Origin of the sequence: Pseudomonas sp. NPDC089406 (assembly GCF_044900265.1) — a bacterium.
Classification (GTDB): domain Bacteria; phylum Pseudomonadota; class Gammaproteobacteria; order Pseudomonadales; family Pseudomonadaceae; genus Aquipseudomonas; species Aquipseudomonas fakonensis.
In genome coordinates this window covers 108,561-125,537 of record NZ_JBJDNC010000018.1, presented here as the reverse complement: position 1 = coordinate 125,537, position 16,977 = coordinate 108,561, and the positions used below count along the sequence as shown (strand labels likewise).

Annotated in this window: 13 protein-coding genes; 6 read left to right on the top strand and 7 right to left on the bottom strand. The window is 65.5% G+C overall.

What is annotated here, in order from left to right:
* Nucleotides 1-381: 381 nt before the first annotated feature.
* The 4 genes from ACI2KK_RS14835 to ACI2KK_RS14820 form a co-directional block, all read right to left on the bottom strand.
* Nucleotides 382-1,893: a CoA-acylating methylmalonate-semialdehyde dehydrogenase gene (locus ACI2KK_RS14835; protein WP_404669455.1), complete on the bottom strand. Its 1,512-nt coding sequence runs from the start codon at nt 1,891-1,893 to the stop codon at nt 382-384.
* A 176-nt stretch (nt 1,894-2,069) separates the two neighbouring features.
* Nucleotides 2,070-2,420, bottom strand: coding sequence for a cupin domain-containing protein (locus tag ACI2KK_RS14830; RefSeq protein ID WP_404669454.1), 351 nt, complete (start codon nt 2,418-2,420; stop codon nt 2,070-2,072).
* A gap of 15 nt (nt 2,421-2,435) precedes the next feature.
* Nucleotides 2,436-3,818, bottom strand: coding sequence for an NAD(P)/FAD-dependent oxidoreductase (locus tag ACI2KK_RS14825; protein WP_404669453.1), 1,383 nt, complete (start codon nt 3,816-3,818; stop codon nt 2,436-2,438).
* 52 nt (nt 3,819-3,870) lie between these two features.
* Nucleotides 3,871-5,256 carry an amino acid permease gene (locus ACI2KK_RS14820; protein ID WP_404669452.1) on the bottom strand — a complete coding sequence of 462 codons (1,386 nt, stop codon included), beginning with the start codon at nt 5,254-5,256 and terminating at the stop codon, nt 3,871-3,873.
* A gap of 914 nt (nt 5,257-6,170) precedes the next feature.
* On the opposite strand from ACI2KK_RS14820, the gene ACI2KK_RS14815 reads away from it, so the two are divergent.
* Nucleotides 6,171-6,713 (top strand): heme-degrading domain-containing protein, encoded by a 543-nt coding sequence (locus ACI2KK_RS14815; RefSeq protein WP_404669451.1) that lies wholly within the window; start codon nt 6,171-6,173, stop codon nt 6,711-6,713.
* A 274-nt stretch (nt 6,714-6,987) separates the two neighbouring features.
* On the opposite strand, the gene ACI2KK_RS14810 is transcribed toward ACI2KK_RS14815, so the two are convergent.
* Nucleotides 6,988-8,217, bottom strand: a complete 1,230-nt coding sequence (locus ACI2KK_RS14810; protein ID WP_404669450.1) for a DUF1835 domain-containing protein — start codon at nt 8,215-8,217, stop codon at nt 6,988-6,990.
* Between the two features lie 368 nt (nt 8,218-8,585).
* Here ACI2KK_RS14810 and glsB point away from each other — a divergent pair, with 368 nt between their 5' ends.
* On the top strand, nt 8,586-9,539 hold the full coding sequence (glsB, locus tag ACI2KK_RS14805; RefSeq protein WP_404669449.1) for a glutaminase B: 954 nt from the start codon (nt 8,586-8,588) through the stop codon (nt 9,537-9,539).
* A gap of 137 nt (nt 9,540-9,676) precedes the next feature.
* Here glsB and ACI2KK_RS14800 read toward each other — a convergent pair whose 3' ends face one another.
* On the bottom strand, nt 9,677-10,771 hold the full coding sequence (locus ACI2KK_RS14800; protein WP_404669448.1) for an NADH:flavin oxidoreductase: 1,095 nt from the start codon (nt 10,769-10,771) through the stop codon (nt 9,677-9,679).
* 114 nt (nt 10,772-10,885) lie between these two features.
* Here ACI2KK_RS14800 and ACI2KK_RS14795 point away from each other — a divergent pair, with 114 nt between their 5' ends.
* Nucleotides 10,886-11,773, top strand: coding sequence for a LysR substrate-binding domain-containing protein (locus ACI2KK_RS14795; protein WP_404669459.1), 888 nt, complete (start codon nt 10,886-10,888; stop codon nt 11,771-11,773).
* Between the two features lie 99 nt (nt 11,774-11,872).
* Here ACI2KK_RS14795 and ACI2KK_RS14790 read toward each other — a convergent pair whose 3' ends face one another.
* Nucleotides 11,873-12,391 (bottom strand): glyoxalase superfamily protein, encoded by a 519-nt coding sequence (locus ACI2KK_RS14790; RefSeq protein ID WP_404669447.1) that lies wholly within the window; start codon nt 12,389-12,391, stop codon nt 11,873-11,875.
* Between the two features lie 247 nt (nt 12,392-12,638).
* Between ACI2KK_RS14790 and ACI2KK_RS14785 the strand changes: the two genes are divergently transcribed.
* From ACI2KK_RS14785 to ACI2KK_RS14775, 3 genes are all read left to right on the top strand, one after another.
* Nucleotides 12,639-13,040 carry a hypothetical protein gene (locus ACI2KK_RS14785; protein WP_404669446.1) on the top strand — a complete coding sequence of 134 codons (402 nt, stop codon included), beginning with the start codon at nt 12,639-12,641 and terminating at the stop codon, nt 13,038-13,040.
* Between the two features lie 204 nt (nt 13,041-13,244).
* On the top strand, nt 13,245-14,741 hold the full coding sequence (gene proP / locus ACI2KK_RS14780; protein WP_404669445.1) for a glycine betaine/L-proline transporter ProP: 1,497 nt from the start codon (nt 13,245-13,247) through the stop codon (nt 14,739-14,741).
* A 126-nt stretch (nt 14,742-14,867) separates the two neighbouring features.
* Nucleotides 14,868-16,856 (top strand): ATP-binding protein, encoded by a 1,989-nt coding sequence (locus ACI2KK_RS14775; protein WP_404669444.1) that lies wholly within the window; start codon nt 14,868-14,870, stop codon nt 16,854-16,856.
* The last annotated feature ends 121 nt before the right edge of the window (nt 16,857-16,977 follow it).

The window sequence follows — 16,977 nt, the reverse complement described above, 5'->3', positions numbered from 1 at the left end:
AGGAGGCCGAACGCAGGGATTGCGTAGGGGGGCGACCGGCATGGATGCCGGTCGAGCGCCGATCGGGCCAGGGACGGCCCGTCGGCGCGTACCCCTGGAGCAAGCCCGGAGTGAGGGAACCCCGGAGCGAAGCGCAGGGGCCGGATGATGGGAGCGAGCGGTTTTGCTTACTTTTGCCAAGACAAAAGTAAGCCGCCGTAAGGGCGGAAAGGTGAATAAGCGTCAATACAAATAATGAATGCGCATACAACTTTCAAAACCAACTAAACCAACTAAACCCAAAATAGCGTACACCACAACCTACAAACCGCCCCCCAAAAAACAGAAAACCCCGCTGCGTGGACGGGGTCATCTGTTACTGAAACGAAGCGCTAGATCAGATCAATGACTGGTCGGCATGGCAAACTCCGCCCCCTTGGCAGTCCCCTGCGGCCAGCGCTGCATGATGCTCTTCTGCTTGGTATAGAAGCGCACCCCCTCCTCCCCATAAGCATGCATATCGCCAAACAGGCTCTTCTTCCAGCCACCAAACCCATGCCAGGCCATCGGCACCGGAATCGGCACGTTGATCCCGACCATGCCCACCTGGATACGCCGGCCAAACTCCCGGGCAACGTGGCCATCACGGGTATACAGGCTCACACCGTTGCCAAACTCATGAGCGTTGATAAGCTCCACCGCCTCGGCAAAATCCTTCACCCGCAGGCACGCCAGTACCGGGCCGAATATCTCCTCCTTGTAGATGCGCATGTCCGGGGTGACGCCATCGAACAAGGTGCCACCCAGCCAGAAGCCATCACCACACCCCTCACCCGCCGTCTGGCCGTTGAGATTGCGACCGTCCACCAACAAGTGAGCCCCCTCAGCAACACCTTGATCGATGTAGCCAGTGATGCGCTCCAGCGCCGCACGGGTGACGATCGGGCCCATCTCGGCCTCGAGGTTGGTGCCATTGAGCACCTTCAGCTCGCGGGTGCGCTCGATCAGCTTGGGCATGACTTTATCGGCAGTTTCATCACCGACGAACACCGCCACGCTGATCGCCATGCACCGCTCGCCGGCCGAACCGTAGGCCGCGCCGATCAACGCATCGACCACCTGGTCGATGTCGGCATCGGGCATCACCACCAGGTGGTTCTTGGCCCCGCCCAAGGCCTGCACGCGCTTGCCGTGGCGGGCGCCGGTCTCGTAGATGTGGTTGGCGATCGGCGTTGAACCTACAAAGGAGACGGCTTGCACGTCCGGGTGCTCGATCAGCGCGTTGACCGCATCCTTGTCACCTTGCACCACGTTGAACACGCCATCCGGCAGGCCCGCCTGCTTGAGCAGCTCGGCGATGAACAGGCTCGGGCTCGGGTCCAGCGGGCTTGGCTTGAGCACGAAGGTGTTGCCGGTGGCCAGGGCCACCGGGAACATCCACATCGGCACCATCACCGGGAAGTTGAACGGGGTGATGCCGGTGACCACGCCCAGCGGCTGGCGCAGGGTCCAGTTGTCGATGTTGGTGCTGACCTGGTCGGTGAAATCGGTTTTCAGCAGCTGCGGCGCACCGCAGGCGAACTCGACGATCTCGATGCCGCGCATCACCTCGCCCTGGGCGTCGGTGAACACCTTGCCGTGCTCGGCAGTGATCAGGCGGGCCAGGTCGTCACGGTGATCGTTGAGCAGCGCCAGGAACTTGTTCAGCACCCGCGAGCGGCGCAGCGGCGACAGGTTGCTCCAGGCTGGGAAGGCGGCCTTGGCCGAGGCGACGGCAGCGTCTACGTCCTTTTGCGCAGACAGCTGCACTTGGCCGGTGACCACACCGGTGGCCGGGTTGTAGACCGGCAGTTGCTGGCCGCTGGTGGCCTCGGCCTGGGCGCCGGAGATCCAGTTCATGATGGTTTGGGTCATTGTCTTTTTCCGAACAGGTTTCAGAAGGTTTGCAGTTTTCTGTGTAGGAGCGGCCTTGTGTCGCGAAAGGGCTGCAAAGCAGCCCCAGCAATCCAGGGGCAAATGCTGAAAGCCTGGGGCCGCTGCGCGCCCCTTTCGCGACACAAGGCCGCTCCTACAGGGAGAGAAGCGAGAAATCAGTAAATCGCGTACACCTTGCGCACGGTCTCCAGCACATCCCAGCGCCCGGTCCAGCCCGGCGGCAGGATGATCAGGTCGCCGCCGGTGACTTCCACCACTTCCTGGGTACTGTCGTCAGTGAGCAAGGCCCTGCCCGAAATGATGTAGGTGAACTCGGTGTCCGGGCGGTTGACCACCGGCCAGCCACCCGGCTGGCATTCCCACACACCCAGGTTGCCGACCGCCTCGGGGGCCAGGGCCTGCACGGCGATCTGCGGGTCGCCCTGATCGGCGCCGGCGCGCTGGCCTTTTGGGTCCAGCGGCAGGGCCTTGATGTCGGCGTGCTTGATGATGGTGAACGAAGGCATGGGGTTTTCTCCTTATCAATGGGCGCCGGTGAGCTTTTCCAGCAGCATCGCGGTACGTGAAGGTTTGTGGGTGTAGCGCTCTTCCATGTCGCTGAGGGACGCGGCGGCCAGGCCGCTGTTGATGCCGAACCAGCGCAGCGGTTCTGGCTCCCAGGAGGGCGAGCGGTGGTTGACCAACGGCAGCGTGTTGATGTCCTCGTCACGCTGAAGAATCAGGTTGCGCAGCAGCCGCCCGGCCAGGTTGCTGGTGGCCACGCCGTCGCCGACGTAGTTGCCGGCCCAGGCCATGCGGGCATTGCGGTCGATGCTCACCGTCGGGCACCAGTCGCGGGATACCCCCAAGGCGCCGCCCCAGCGGTGGGTGACGCGGGCGCTGGCCAGTTCCGGGAAAAATTCGAGCATGGTGTCGTAGATCTTGCCGTGGATGCTGTCCACCAGGTCGGCCTGCTCGGGCATCACCGAACCCCATTTGTAGGGCGCGCCACGGCCGCCGAACACCAACCGTCCTTCGGCGGTGACCTGGCCATACACCCGCAGGTGGCGCATGTCGTTGAAGGCCATGCGGTGGTCGAGGTTGAGCCTGGCCAGCAGCTCACGTGGCAGTGGCTCGGTTGCCAGCACCAGCGAGTACAGCGGGATGACGAAACGCGACTTGCCCGGCTGCTGCGAGGTAAAGGCCTCGGTGGCGCGCACGGTCATGTCGGCGCGCACCGAACCACGCTCGGTGTGCACTACGCCCGGGGCCATCTGGGTGACGGCCGACTGCTCGTAAATCTTCGCGCCCAGGCTTTCCACCAATTGCGCCAGGCCGCGTACCAGCTTGCCCGGGTGAATCAGCGCGCAGTGCTCGGTGTACAGCGCCCCGAGCGTGCCCTGGGCGCCGATGCTGCCGTGTGCTTCACCGGCTTCGAGCACCCGCCATTGCTGCGCCAGGCCGAAGCGCGCCGAAGACTCCACCGCGGCACGCGCCCGGGCCATCTGCGGGCCGCTGCGGGCCAGTGACATGAACCCCTGCTTGGCGTAGTCGGCATCCACCCCTTCCAGCGCCAGCACCCGGCCGATCTCATCGACCGTGTCGTTCATCGCCGCCTGCAGGTGCAGGGCAGCCTGGTGCGAATACAGCTGCTCGACCCGCTGCAGCGAGATCGGGAAGATCGCCGAAGCCCAGCCGCCGTTGCGCCCCGAAGCGCCAAAGCCGACTTCGCGCTTTTCCAGCAGCACCACCTTCAACGACGGGTCGGCCTTGAGCAGGTAGTAAGCGGTCCACAGCCCGGTGTAGCCGGCGCCGACGATGACCACGTCGGCCTGGATATCACCCTCCAGCCGCGCACGGGGCGGGGCCGGGGCAAACCACAGCGGCTTGTTGGGTAACTGGGCCAAATCGAATTTCGCTGACATGTTCTTGCTTCCCATTGACGGCCCGGGGCCCGGGCCGTGCCTGATACGGCGGTTAAGGCTGGGCCACCTGGGCCTTGGGCACACGCCCCCGGCCAAGGCGCATCAGCAGGTACGAGGCGCCAATCGCAACAATGGCGATCAGGCACTGCAACAGGCTCAACTGCATCGAGGGGTCGAAGGCCATGCTCACCAGCACCGAGACGATGGCCGCGGTGACCATCAACGGCAGCACCGGGTGGCCCCACATGGCGAACTTCAGCGAGCCCTCTTCAACCCAGCGGCGGCGCAGCTTGAGCTGCGACAGGCAGATCATCAGGTAGACGAACAGGAACACCGTGCCGGAGGAATTGATCAGGAACTGGAACACCGTGTCCGGCCACAGCGCGGCAATCACCACGCAGCCATAGCCCACCAGGGTCGAGGCCAGTACACCGCGTACCGGCACACCCTTGCGGTTGACTCCGGCGATCCAGCGCGGCGCCTCGTCATTGGCAGCCAGTACGTACAACAGGCGCGACGAGGTGTAGAGCCCGGCATTGAGCACCGACAGCACCGCCACCAGAATCACCACGGTGAGCATGTCGCCGGCGTAGGGGATGCCGATGTGCTCGAGCGTCGTGACAAACGGCGACTTGCCGGGGGTGAGGCTGGTCCAGGGCTGGGCGACGACGATGAAGAAGGTCGCCAGCACGAAGAACACCAGAATGCGCACCATCACCGTGTTCACCGCCTTGCGGATGTTGCGCGACGGGTCTTGCGATTCGGCGGCCGCCAGGGTGGCCACCTCGACCCCGGTCATCGAGAAGATCACCACCACCACGCCGGTGAACAACGAGCCGACACCATGGGGCAGGAAGCCGCCGTGCTGGGTAAGGTTGGCAAAGCTGGCATCGGAGTCGGGCCACAGGTGCAGCACGAAGGCGCCGGTTACCAGCAAAAACACCACGATGGCCGCCACCTTGACCCCGGCGAACCAGTACTCGGCCTCGCCGAACGAGTGCACCGACATCAGGTTGAGCAGGGTCATGCCCAGCATCAGCCCCAGGGCAATCACCCACACCGGTATCGCCGGTAGCCAGGCGTTGATGATCTGCCCGCCGACCACCGCCTCGAAGCCAACCACGATCACCCAGAAATACCAGTACAGCCAGCCGGTCATGTAGCCGGCCGGGCGGCCGAAAGCCATGCGCGCGTAGTCGACGAAAGAACCTTTGCTGGGGTGGGCTGCGGCCATTTCGCCGAGCATGCGCATGACCAATGCGACGATCAGCCCGGTGATGGCGTAGGTGATGAAGGCGCCAGGGCCGGTGGAAGCGATAACCGCGCTTGAGCCGACGAACAACCCGGCACCGATCACCCCGCCCAAGGCGAGCATGCTGATGTGGCGGGTCTTGAGCGAACGTTTGAGACGGGGATCGTGCTCTGACTGAACAGGCATGGGGTGGCTCCTCTTATTATTAGTGATCAACACAGCCCGAGCCGAGGTTATGCGGGTGCGGCGGGGGCGGACATCGACCGATTGCGCAGCCCGACGCCATCACTTGTACAAATGTATGAAACCCTAACCCTGCTGAAATAATGCTGGCCAAACCGACGCCATCGCCGGCAAGCCGGCTCCTATGGAACAAATCACAACTCGTTGATTTAACAAAGATCCTGTGGGAGCGGCTTCAGCCGCGAACACCGGCGAAGCCGGTGCCATCTAACGCGGCGTCTGCTTCGCGGCTAAAGCCGCTCCCACAGGTACTGCGGCGGGCTCGTGCCCAGTTCTCTGCGCGACAGCACTGCCCGAAGGGCTGGGTGATCTCCTATGGAACAAATCACAACTCGTTGATTTAGCAGGGACCTGTGGGAGCGGGCTTGCCCGCGAAGCAGGCAACGCGTTGTCTGGCACCGGCTCCGCCGGTGTTCGCGGGCAAGCCCGCTCCCACAGGGATCGAGCCAGCTTTTAGAAATTGAGCAAGACAGTTGCTCCCACAGGTGTCGCGGGCGCGCTTGCGGCCGCAGTTCCCTGCGCGACAGCGCAGCTTACGAGGCTGAGTGGGCTCCCATGGCACAAAATCTAAACCTTTGATTTATGAGGTTCCCGTGGGAGCGGGCTTGCCCCGCGATAGCGATGCTGAGGCTGACACCGCTATCGCGGGGCAAGCCCGCTCCCACGCTGCGTTCTCTGCGCGACAGCGCAGCCCGAAAGGGCTGGGTGATCTCCTACAGGGGAAAACCAACTGGCCAATCGCTGCTACGCTTGCTGAACACAAGATGAAAAACTTTTCATCTTGATTCATTCACGCCAGGCAAGGCCGCCCGGGCGCTGCCCACCCGCACGGAGGCCCACCGCCACAGGAGCCCGCCATGGCCCTTGCCGACGACTTGGCCCTGCTGATTCGCCAGGAGCAGTTGCTGCAATTCGAGCACTTCGATGAAGACGTGGCCTGGCGTTTGGGTTCGCTGCTGCAGCGGCGCGCCGAAGCCGAAGGCTGGCTGCTGCTGATCGAGGTGCGCCGCTTCGACTGCCCGCTGTTTCTGGCCTGCCGGCCCGGCATCACCCCGCACAACCACGACTGGGTACGGCGCAAGCGCAATACCGTGCAGCGCTTTCTGTGCAGCTCGTACCGCATCGGCCACCAGCTGGCCCTGGACAAGAAGGACATCACCCAGCGCTACAACCTGCCGCTGACCGACTACGCCAGTGCCGGCGGCAGCTTCCCGATCACCGTCAAAGGTGCCGGGGTGATCGGTTGCGTGACGGTGTCGGGGTTGCCGGAGCGCCAGGACCATCAGGTGATCGTCGATGCCCTGTGCGAACTGCTGGGGCATGACCGCACGGCGCTGTCGCTGGCGCCGCTGGCGAAGGTGGTGGCGGACAAGGTGGTGGTGGAGCCGGTGGCGGGCTGAAGCGTATGCGATCGCTGTGAGGCAACTGTCTTGTGCAGCCTGTACCGGCCTCATCGCCGGCAAGCCGGCTCCTACAGGTACAGCGCAGGGCTCGGGCTCGGCGCAATCCTGTGGGAGCGGCTTTAGCCGCGAAGCAGGCACCGCGCTAGATGGCACCGGCTTCGCCGGTGTTCGCGGCTGAAGCCGCTCCCACAGGGATCGCATGAGCTTCAAGCCTGCGCTGTACCTGTAGGAGCCGGCTTGCCGGCGATGAGGCCAGGACGGGCAGCCCAAGTCATGTGCGCCGCGCTACCTTCCCGGCTTCATCCACCACCCAAGCCGCACCGGCGCCGATACGCACCCCGCCCACCCAACGCTCGGCCGGCGCCTGGTCGAGCCAGTTGGCCTGCCCTGCCAGCACCTGCTCGCCCAACGCGGTCAGGCGCAGCGGGCGGTGCATCCAGCTCTCGCCTTCACCCTCCAGCAACAACGGCCGCGGCGTGTCGATCAGCGGCCTTATCAGCGCTGCGAACATCATGTCACCCAGGTACGGCAACGGCTCTTCGCGCCCCATCAGCTCGGCGAACACCCGCGCCGCCGGCTGCTCGCCCATGCGCGCCAGAATGCGCAAGGTCAGGCGCTCGGTCAGGCTCAGGCCATCGCCGGCACCCGGCAGCTCCTGCAGTTGCCGGGCCAGTGCGCCCTGCAGCAGCGGCAAACTGGCGTGTGGCCGGCTGGCAAGCTCGGCCCAGGTCGTCGGGTCGGGCGCGGTATAGGCCGCCCAGGCCTGGCGCGCCAGCTGCAAGGCGTCCTCGCCCAGCGCCCGGCGCTGCGGCCACAGCCAGGCCAGCACGTCGGGGGCCAGCTGGCCGATGCCGATAAAGCGCTGCACCCCCGGCACCCGGTCGGTCTCGATCAACTCCAGTCGGCGCGGCAGGCACGGCAAGCTGGCCAGTACCCGCACCAGAAACAGCTGGTCGTAGGCATCGGCCTCGCACCACAGCACCAGCTCGCTGTCGCCGCTCAACTGCGCCAAGGCCGCGCGCTGGCGGGCCTGGCGCTGGGCGATGTCCTGCGGGGCCAGGGCGAACACCTTGAGTACGTACTCGGTACGTATCTGCCAGTACGTATCGTCAGGCGCGGCGGGCACCGGCCCCATCACCATGGGGTCGTCGAACATGTGGAAGCTGCCGCTGAACCCGCTGATGCGCAGGCTGTGCTCGATATCGTTGCCGCAGCGCCAGTGCTGCACCTGCGCCTCGCCATCGGCGGCAAAGCCCGGGTGGCGAGCGGCAAAGTCCACCGCATCGGCGTGGGCCTTGAGCTTGGGCCAGCTAGCAAAGCCGGCCTCGCGGGCCACCAGCCACTGGGTGTCGGCCAAGCGGTAGTCGGGGCCAGGCAGGCCCAGGGCGCGCAGCTGTGCGCGGGTGTCGTCGTCGAGGTTTTTCAGCAGGCGCTTGGCGTGCTTGCGCAGCGCGGGCAGGTCGATCAGGCCGTGGTGGCGGGATGCATGAATGGCGGGCATGCCAACTCCTTGTGGGGCTCGGTCCGCCGACAAGCCGGGAGCTGGTATGGAAATTTCGCAAACAGTGCCTGGGGAACCCCTTCGCGCGGACCGCCGGCGCAGCAGGCGCCTGGGGCCGGACTTTAACGGCTTGCGCCAGCGCGTGCAACGATGTGCTCCGGGGCAGGCGGCCAGCGTCTACCAGAACCCTTCGAATGCGCCCTAGGGTTTGTACGAAAAGTAGCCGAGCGGCGATCAGGCAAGGCGAAAACAGGCGAGGAAGCGGAGTTGACTGGTTGTCAATGAGCATTCCGAGCCTGTTTTCAACGCAGCATGATCGTCGCGCAGGCACTTTTCGTACAAAGCCTACTTTCGCCCCAGGTCTCGCCATGCAAGCACTGCTGCAAGAAATCCTCGACCACGTCCGCCCGCTGCTCGACCAGGGCCAGGTGGCGCAGTACATCCCTGCCCTCGCCCAGGTCGCCCCCCACCAGTTGGGCATCGCCGTGCAGAGCCTGGACGGCCAGTTGCACTGCGCCGGGGATGCGCGCACGCCGTTCTCGATCCAGAGCATTTCCAAGGTGTTCAGCCTGGTACAGGCCATCGGCCACAGTGGCGAGGGCATCTGGGGCAGGCTGGGGTACGAGCCGTCGGGCCAGGCATTCAACTCGCTGGTGCAGTTGGAGGTGGAAAAGGGCCGGCCACGCAACCCGTTCATCAACGCCGGCGCCCTGGTGATCTGCGATATCAACCAGTCGCGCTATGCCACGGCGTCGCTGTCAATGCGCGATTTCGTCCGCCGCCTGGCGGCCAACCCGCGCATCGTCAGCGATGCGGTGGTGGCCGAGTCGGAATACCAGCACCGCGCGCGCAATGCCGCCATGGCCTACCTGATGCAGGCCTTCGGCAATTTCCACAATGATGTCGATGCGGTGCTGCGCAGTTACTTCCACCACTGTGCGCTGTCGATGAGCTGCGTGGACGTGGCCCGCGCCTTCGCCTTTTTGGCCAACAGCGGCTACTGCCCGCACAGCCGCGAGCAGGTGCTGACGCCGCGCCAGGCCCAGCAAGTGAACGCGATCATGGCCACCAGCGGGCTGTACGATGAGGCCGGCAATTTTGCCTACCGGGTCGGTTTGCCGGGCAAGAGCGGCGTGGGTGGCGGTATTGCCGTGGTGGTGCCGGGGCGCTACAGCATCTGCGTGTGGTCGCCGGCACTCAATGCCTCGGGCAACTCACTGGCCGGGTTGCGGGCGCTGGAGCTGCTGAGCGAGCGCATGACCGGGTCGGTGTTTTCGGCGGTGCCGCAACCTACCACAGCGGCTGTACACGACCCCCTGTAGGAGCGGCCTTGCGCCGCGAAAGGGCCGCGCAGCGGCCCCGGCGATTTTGCATGATGCGCAAATCCTGGGGCCGCTGCGCGCCCCTTTCGCGACACGAGGCCGCTCCTACAGAGAAAGGCTGCACGCGGGCATTGACGTTACAGCGTCAACTCCGACGCCTTGATATTGGCGATCGGCCCCAGCACCCCGGCATCGAACTCCGCCAAAGCCTTACCACCGGCCAACCGCGTCGGCAGATCAGGGTTGGCCAGCGCCGCCTTGCCCGCGGCGATCAGATCGGCGCCCTGCCCCAGCACCTGCTCGGCCCGGGCCCGCTCATGCAAGCCGCCATTGGCGATCAGCGGCGTAGCCGGCGCATGGCGGCGGGCCAGTTGCACCAGGCTTGCCTGGCTGCCTGCGAAGGCCGGCTGCCAGGCCTGGTGCTCGGTCACGTGGATGAAGCCCACCCCGGCATCGGCCAGCGCACCGAAAATGACCTCGGCATCGGCTTCTCCCCCTGCCCACTTGTGGGTGAAGTCATTGACCTTGCCCTGGGAAATGCGCACCCCCACCGGCACCGCGCCCACCGCGCCGCGCACTGCCTTGAACACCTCAAGGGCCAGGCCCAGACGCTGGCGGGTAGCGCCACCCCAGCGGTCATCGCGCAGGTTGCTGTAGCCGGTGAGGAACTGGTCGAGCAGGTAGCCGTTGGCGCCGTGGATCTCGATGGCGTCGAAACCAGCCACCTCGATGGCCCTTCGCGCCGCCTGGGCAAACCCGGTAATGGCGTCGGCGATCTCTTCATCGCTCATCGCCCGGGGCACCGGATACTGACCGCTGCCGTAGTAAAAGGCCATCTGCTCGCCTTTGGGGCGCAGGGCTGATGGCGCGACGTTGTACTCGCGAAAGCGATTGCCCTGACTCAAGGCCCCGGCGTGCATCAGCTGGGCCACGGCCTTGCCGCCATGGGCGTGAATGCCGGCCGTGACGGCCGCCCAGGCCTGGGCCTGGTCGGCATCGGTGATGCCCGGCTGGCAGGGGTAACCCTGGGCGTAGGCCTGGTCGGTGTAGATGCCCTCGCTGATCACCAGGCCAAAGCCGCCACGGGCGAAGCGCTCGTAGTAGCGGGCCATCTGCGCGGTGGCGTGGCCGTTTTCGCTGGCGCTGACCCGGGTCATCGGGGCAACGGCCAGGCGGTTGCGCAGGTGCAGCGCGGGCATATCGAATGGCGTTAAAATCTTTGAATCTGTCATGGCCTGCTCCTCATCAGCTACGCCTGCTGGCGTGATGAAGTGATGCTATGGGGCTCAAGCGGCCCGACCAAGCCACGCTGGCGTGAAGCCGGCTTAACCGAAAAGGATATGATCGTGCTGATTGCCGATGTACGGGTGTTTCTCGCCGTGGCCGCAAGCGGCAGCCTGTCGGCCGCTGCGCGCCACCTCGACGTGCAGCCCATGCAGGTGTCGCGGCGCCTGGCGGCCCTCGAAGACGAGCTGGGCGTACGCCTGTTCCACCGCACCACCCGCTCGGTGTCGCTGACCGCCGAAGGCGAAGCCTTCCTGCCCTACGCCCACAGCCTGCTGGATGCCGAAGACAGCGCCCTGGGCGCGCTGCGCCCCAGCGCCGGTGCTGTCAGCGGCGTGCTGCGCCTGACCGCGCCAAGCGTGTTCGGCCAGTCCATCGTGCTGGCCGTGCTGCCCGACTTGCTGGCGCAGCACCCAGAGCTGAGGGTAGACCTGGATGTCTCCGACCGGCTGGTGGACATCGTCGGCCAGGGCCTGGACCTGGCGTTGCGGGTGGCACCGCTGGCAGACTCCGAGCTGGTCGCCCGCCAGGTAGCGCCCAACCCGCGGGTACTGTGCGCAGCACCGGCCTACCTGGCCCGCCATGGCCGCCCCACCACCCTGGCCGAGCTCGATACGCACGCCTGCATCCTGCTGCAGGCGGTGCCGCGCTGGCCGTTCGTGATCGACGGCCAACTGCAACGCCGGCGCATGCACGGCCGGGTGGCCACCAGCAGTGTCGATGCGGTCAGGGCGGCGGCGGTGCAAGGGTTGGGGGTGGCGATGCTGGCCTACTGGGATGTGCACGAGCAACTGCGCGACGGCACGCTGGTCAGCCTCGAGCTGCAGGACGCCGGCATGGAGGCCTTGTCGGTGTGGGCGGTGATGCCGACCCGGCGCTACGTGCCTGCGCGGGTGAAGGTGTTTCTCGATGCCTTGCAGGCCCACCTGGGCAACATCACGCCCGTGTAGGAGCCGGCTTGCCGGCGATAGGGCCAGTAGCACCAGCACAAGGCCCTGGGTTGCAGGCCCGGCCTCATCGCCGGCAAGCCGGCTCCTACAGGGAAAGCGTCAACCCTGGCAGAAGCGAATACGGTTGCCGAACGGGTCATACACTTCCAGCACCTGCCCCCAGCCCTGCTCCACCAACTGCGGGCGCCCATAGCCGTAGCGCTTGGCCTGCAACTCGTCATGCAGCGCCTGGATTTCAAAGGTGGGCACGAACAGCGTGGTGCCGGGGCTGGCATCGCCGTGGTGCTCGGACAGGTGAATCTTCAGCCCCGCCCGCTCGATGCCCAGGTACAACGGCAGGTCGGCTTCGAAGCGGTGCTCGAACTCGACGCTGAAACCGAGGAAGTCGCAGTAGAACTCGCGGGCCTTGGCTTCATCGAAAATGCGCAAAATGGCAATGCTCTGCTCAAAGCGCACGCCGCTTTGATCGAGGGCCGCCGAGGCGGTGTTCCAGTCCTTGAAGCCGAGCTGGTCGGCCACCAGTTCCAGCGCGGCGCTGTGGCTGATGTCGAGGTTGCGCGCGGCAAATTGCGCCCGCAGGCGCTTGGCCATGTGCTTGGCCTGGGTGATGGATGTCATGACTGCCTCCACTGGGTCGAAGCCTGCAGGTGCTCGCATTGCCAGTCTTCGACAGCCTTTGAAGGTGTGTGATGACGGGGTGGTAACGCGATGCTTTCACCGAACCTGAGGGGCGCGAGCGGCGGGCAGCATCTAGCCGTTGCGCGATGGTAGGGGAATGATCGGGGCAGGTAAAGGCACGCCCTGCCGTGCCGGCGACGAGGCCGGTACAGGCTACAGTCAAGGCAGCCAAATCACGGAGATCCCCATGAATCCCACCACCCTCGCCTTGACCCTCGCCCTGCTCTGCCCATTGGCCCAGGCCCAGGACAAGGTCAGCCATATCCCCGTGCACTTCGCCAAGGGCGCCAGCAGCACCGAGATCAAGGGCAGTTTCAAGGGCTACGACAGCATCCAGTACAGCCTCTCGGCCAAGGCCGGCCAGCAGATGAGCGTGCAGATTGCCGGCAGCAGCAACGCCAACTTCAACGTATTCGCACCGGGCGAGAAGCCAGGCTCGGGCACTGCATTGGGTAGCGGCAGTGTGGGCAATACCTGGAGCGGCAAGCTGCCGGCCAGCGGCAGCTACACGGTGCAGGTGTACCAGATGCGCGCCAGCGCACGGCGCGGCGAGCTGGTGCCGCATACCTTGACCATTGGTATCCAGTGAGGACCACACACCCTCTGTAGGAGCCGGCTTGCCGGCGATAGGGCCGGGCCTGCAATGCACGCCCCTGAACCTTGCACCGGCGCCATCGGCCTCATCGCCGGCAAGCCGGCGCCTACAAGGGTGCGATGAAATGCAGTGCGGAATTATTTTGCGCGCCAGCGCATCAGATGCCTTAGGACACGTATCAGCCTTTGGAAGCCCGCCATGAAAGCACGCAAGCAAAAGCCCATCAGCCTGAAGGACATCACCATCGTCGACGACGCCAAGATGCGCAAGGCGATCACCGCCGCAGCACTGGGCAATGCCATGGAATGGTTCGACTTCGGCGTGTACGGCTTCGTCGCCTTCGCCCTGGGCAAGGTGTTCTTCCCCAACGCCAGCCCCGGCGTGCAGATGATCGCAGCCCTGGCCACCTTCTCGGTGCCGTTTCTGATCCGCCCGCTGGGCGGGCTGTTCTTCGGCGCCCTGGGCGACCGCTACGGGCGCCAGAAGGTGCTGGCCGCGACCATCGTGATCATGTCGTTGAGCACCTTCGCCATCGGCCTGATCCCCTCCTACGCCAGCATCGGCATCTGGGCGCCGATCCTGCTGTTGCTGGCCAAGATGGCCCAGGGTTTTTCGGTGGGCGGCGAGTACACCGGGGCGTCGATCTTCGTCGCCGAATACGCCCCCGACCGCAAGCGTGGGTTCCTCGGCAGCTGGCTGGATTTCGGCTCCATCGCAGGCTTTGTACTCGGCGCCGGGGTAGTGGTGCTGATCTCCACCCTTCTGGGTGAGGAACAGTTCCTCGAATGGGGCTGGCGCCTGCCGTTCTTCCTCGCCCTGCCGCTGGGCCTGATCGGCCTGTACCTGCGCCATGCGCTGGAAGAAACCCCGGCCTTCCAGCAGCACGTCGAGACCCTCGAACAGGGCGACCGCGAAGGCCTGGCCAGCGGCCCGAAAGTGTCGTTCAAGGAGGTTGCCACCCAGCACTGGCGCAGCCTGTTGACCTGCATCGGGGTGGTGATCGCCACCAACGTCACCTACTACATGCTGCTCACCTACATGCCCAGCTACCTCACCCACAACCTGCACTACAGCGAAGACCACGGGGTGCTGATCATCATCGCGATCATGGTCGGCATGCTGTTCGTGCAGCCGATCATCGGCCTGCTCAGCGACAAGTGGGGGCGCCGGCCGTTCATCATCATCGGCAGCGTCGGCCTGTTCGTGCTGGCCATCCCTGCGTTCATGCTGATCACCAGCGGCAAGCTGGCGGTGATCTTCGCAGGCCTTCTGATCATTGCCGTGCTGCTGAACTTCTTCATCGGCGTGATGGCCTCGACTTTGCCTGCGATGTTCCCCACCCACATCCGCTACAGCGCCCTGGCCAGTGCCTTCAACATCTCGGTGCTGATCGCAGGGCTGACCCCGACCCTGGCCGCCTGGCTGGTGGAAAGCACCAACAACCTGTACATGCCGGCCTACTACCTGATGGTGATCGCCGTGGTTGGCCTGCTCACCGGCCTGACCATGAAAGAAACCGCCAACCGCCCGTTGCGCGGCGCCGCGCCAGCAGCCTCGGACATCGAAGAAGCGCGCGAGTTACTGCAGGAGCACCACGACACCATCGAGCAAAAAATCGAGGATATCGACGCGCAGATCGCCGAGCTGGAAGCCAAACGCCAACAACTTGCCCAGCAACACCCACGCATCGACTGAACCCGCTGCGCCGTTGGTAACCTGATGGCAGCAAAGCCAAGCGCAGCGGCTACCATGGAACTTCGAACAACCGGCGGGCGCACCTGAGGAGCCCGCCAGCCGCAAACGACTCAGGGACGACAGAACATGCCCAACAGCCGACCACAACCCGATGCACTCTCGGCCTCAGGCGACCCGCAGCGCAGCAGCGGTACGCTGTTCGACAGTGAATTGCGCTTTCGCGCGCTGGTGACCGCCAGCAGCACCTCGGTGTACCGCATGAGCCCCGACTGGCAGGAGCTGCGCGAGCTCACCGGCCAAGGCTTTCTCGAAGACACCCAGCAACCCATCCGGCACTGGCTGGACAAATACATCGCCGCCGAAGACCGCCCCCGGGTGCTGGCTGCCGTCGCCAGCGCCGTGGCCGAGCGCAGCATCTTCGAGCTGGAACACCGGGTGCGCCTGCCCGGCGGCCGTTTCGGCTGGACGCTGTCGCGGGCGGTGCCGATCTTCGACGCCAACGGCGAGATCCTCGAGTGGTTCGGCGCCGCCATGGACGTCACCCAGCAGCACGAGATGACCGCCCGCCTGCGCGAAAGCGAGGCGGCCTTCAAGACCATCGCCAACACCGTGCCGCAGCTGGTGTGGGTGACCGACCAGGCCGGCCATTTCGAGTTTTTCAACAAGCGCTGGCACGACTACTTCGACCCCGCCGGCCACCCGCGCGACTACGCCACCTTCGCCCGCCAGTGCGTGCACCCGGACGACACCCTCGCCGCCAGCACCGCCTTCACCCAGGCGCGTGCCTGCGGCGAGGTGTACGAAAGCGAGCACCGCCTGCGCCGCCATGACGGCAGCTACCGCTGGTTCATGGTGCGCGCCCAACCCTACCGCGACCCCGAAACCGGCGCCCTGCTGCGCTGGTACGGCACCTCGGTGGACGTGCACGACCGGCACAGCGCCGAGGACCAGTTGCGCAGCTTCAATGAAGAGCTCGAGGTACAGGTGCAGGCCGGCTCGCGCGAGCTGCAGGCGGCCGAGGCGCAGATGCGCCAGATGCAGAAGCTCGAAGCCATCGGCCAGCTCACCGGCGGCGTGGCCCACGATTTCAACAACCTGCTCACGGTGATCCGCAACTCGGCCGAGCTGATGCGCCGCAAACCGCTGCCGCCGGAGCGCCAGCAGCGCTACCTGGACGCCATCCTCGACACCGCCGACCGCGCCGCCAGGCTCACCAGCCAGTTGCTGGCCTTCGCCCGCCGCCAGGCCCTGCGCCCGGAGGTGTTCGCGGTGGGCTTTCAAGTGCAGCAGATCGCCGAGATGCTGCGCAGCATCGTCGGCACGCGTGTGCAGATAAAGGTGCAGGCGCCGGTGCAGCAGTGCTATGTGGAGGCCGACCTGAACCAGTTCGAGACCGCGCTGGTGAACCTTGTGGTCAACGCCCGCGACGCCATGCAGGCCGAAGGCAACATCACCATCGCCATCAGCGCCACCAGCGCCAGCGGCCAGGTCAGCATCGCCATCGACGACGATGGCCACGGCATCGCCGCCGCCGACCTGGAGCGCATCTTCGACCCGTTCTACACCACCAAGGAGGTGGGCAAAGGCACCGGGCTGGGGTTGTCCCAGGTGTACGGTTTCGTCCACCAGTCCGGCGGAACGGTTGCGGTACAGAGCACGCCCGGCAAGGGCTCGACCTTCACCGTGTCGCTGCCGGCAGTGGCCGCCCCGGACTCGGCCCTGCCTGAACCGCAACTGCCCCAGGCGCCGCAGCCCAAGGGCCATGTGCTGGTGGTGGAGGACAACACCCAGGTGCGTGAATTCACCGCCAGCCTGCTTGAGGACATGGGCTACACCACCCGCCAGGCCGCCGATGCCGACACCGCGTTGGCGTTGTTGGAAGTGGGCCGCGAGCACTTCGACCTGGTGCTGTCGGACGTGGTGATGCCCGGTACCAGCGGCGTGGAGCTGGCCCACACCCTGCGCCAGCGCTGGCCGGAGCTGCCGGTGGTGCTGACCAGCGGCTACAGCCAGGCGTTGGCGGGCGATGCACACCATGGTTTTGAGCTGTTGAACAAACCGTATTCGGTAGACCAGCTGTTGCGGGCGTTCGAGGTGGTGATGAAGCAGCGTTAGACCAGGCCATACAACGCGGGTAGGAGCGGCCTTGTGTCGCGAAAGGGCTGCGCAGCAGCCCCGGCGATCTTGCATGATGCTCAAACCCTGGGGCTGCCATGCAGCCCTTTCGCGACACAAG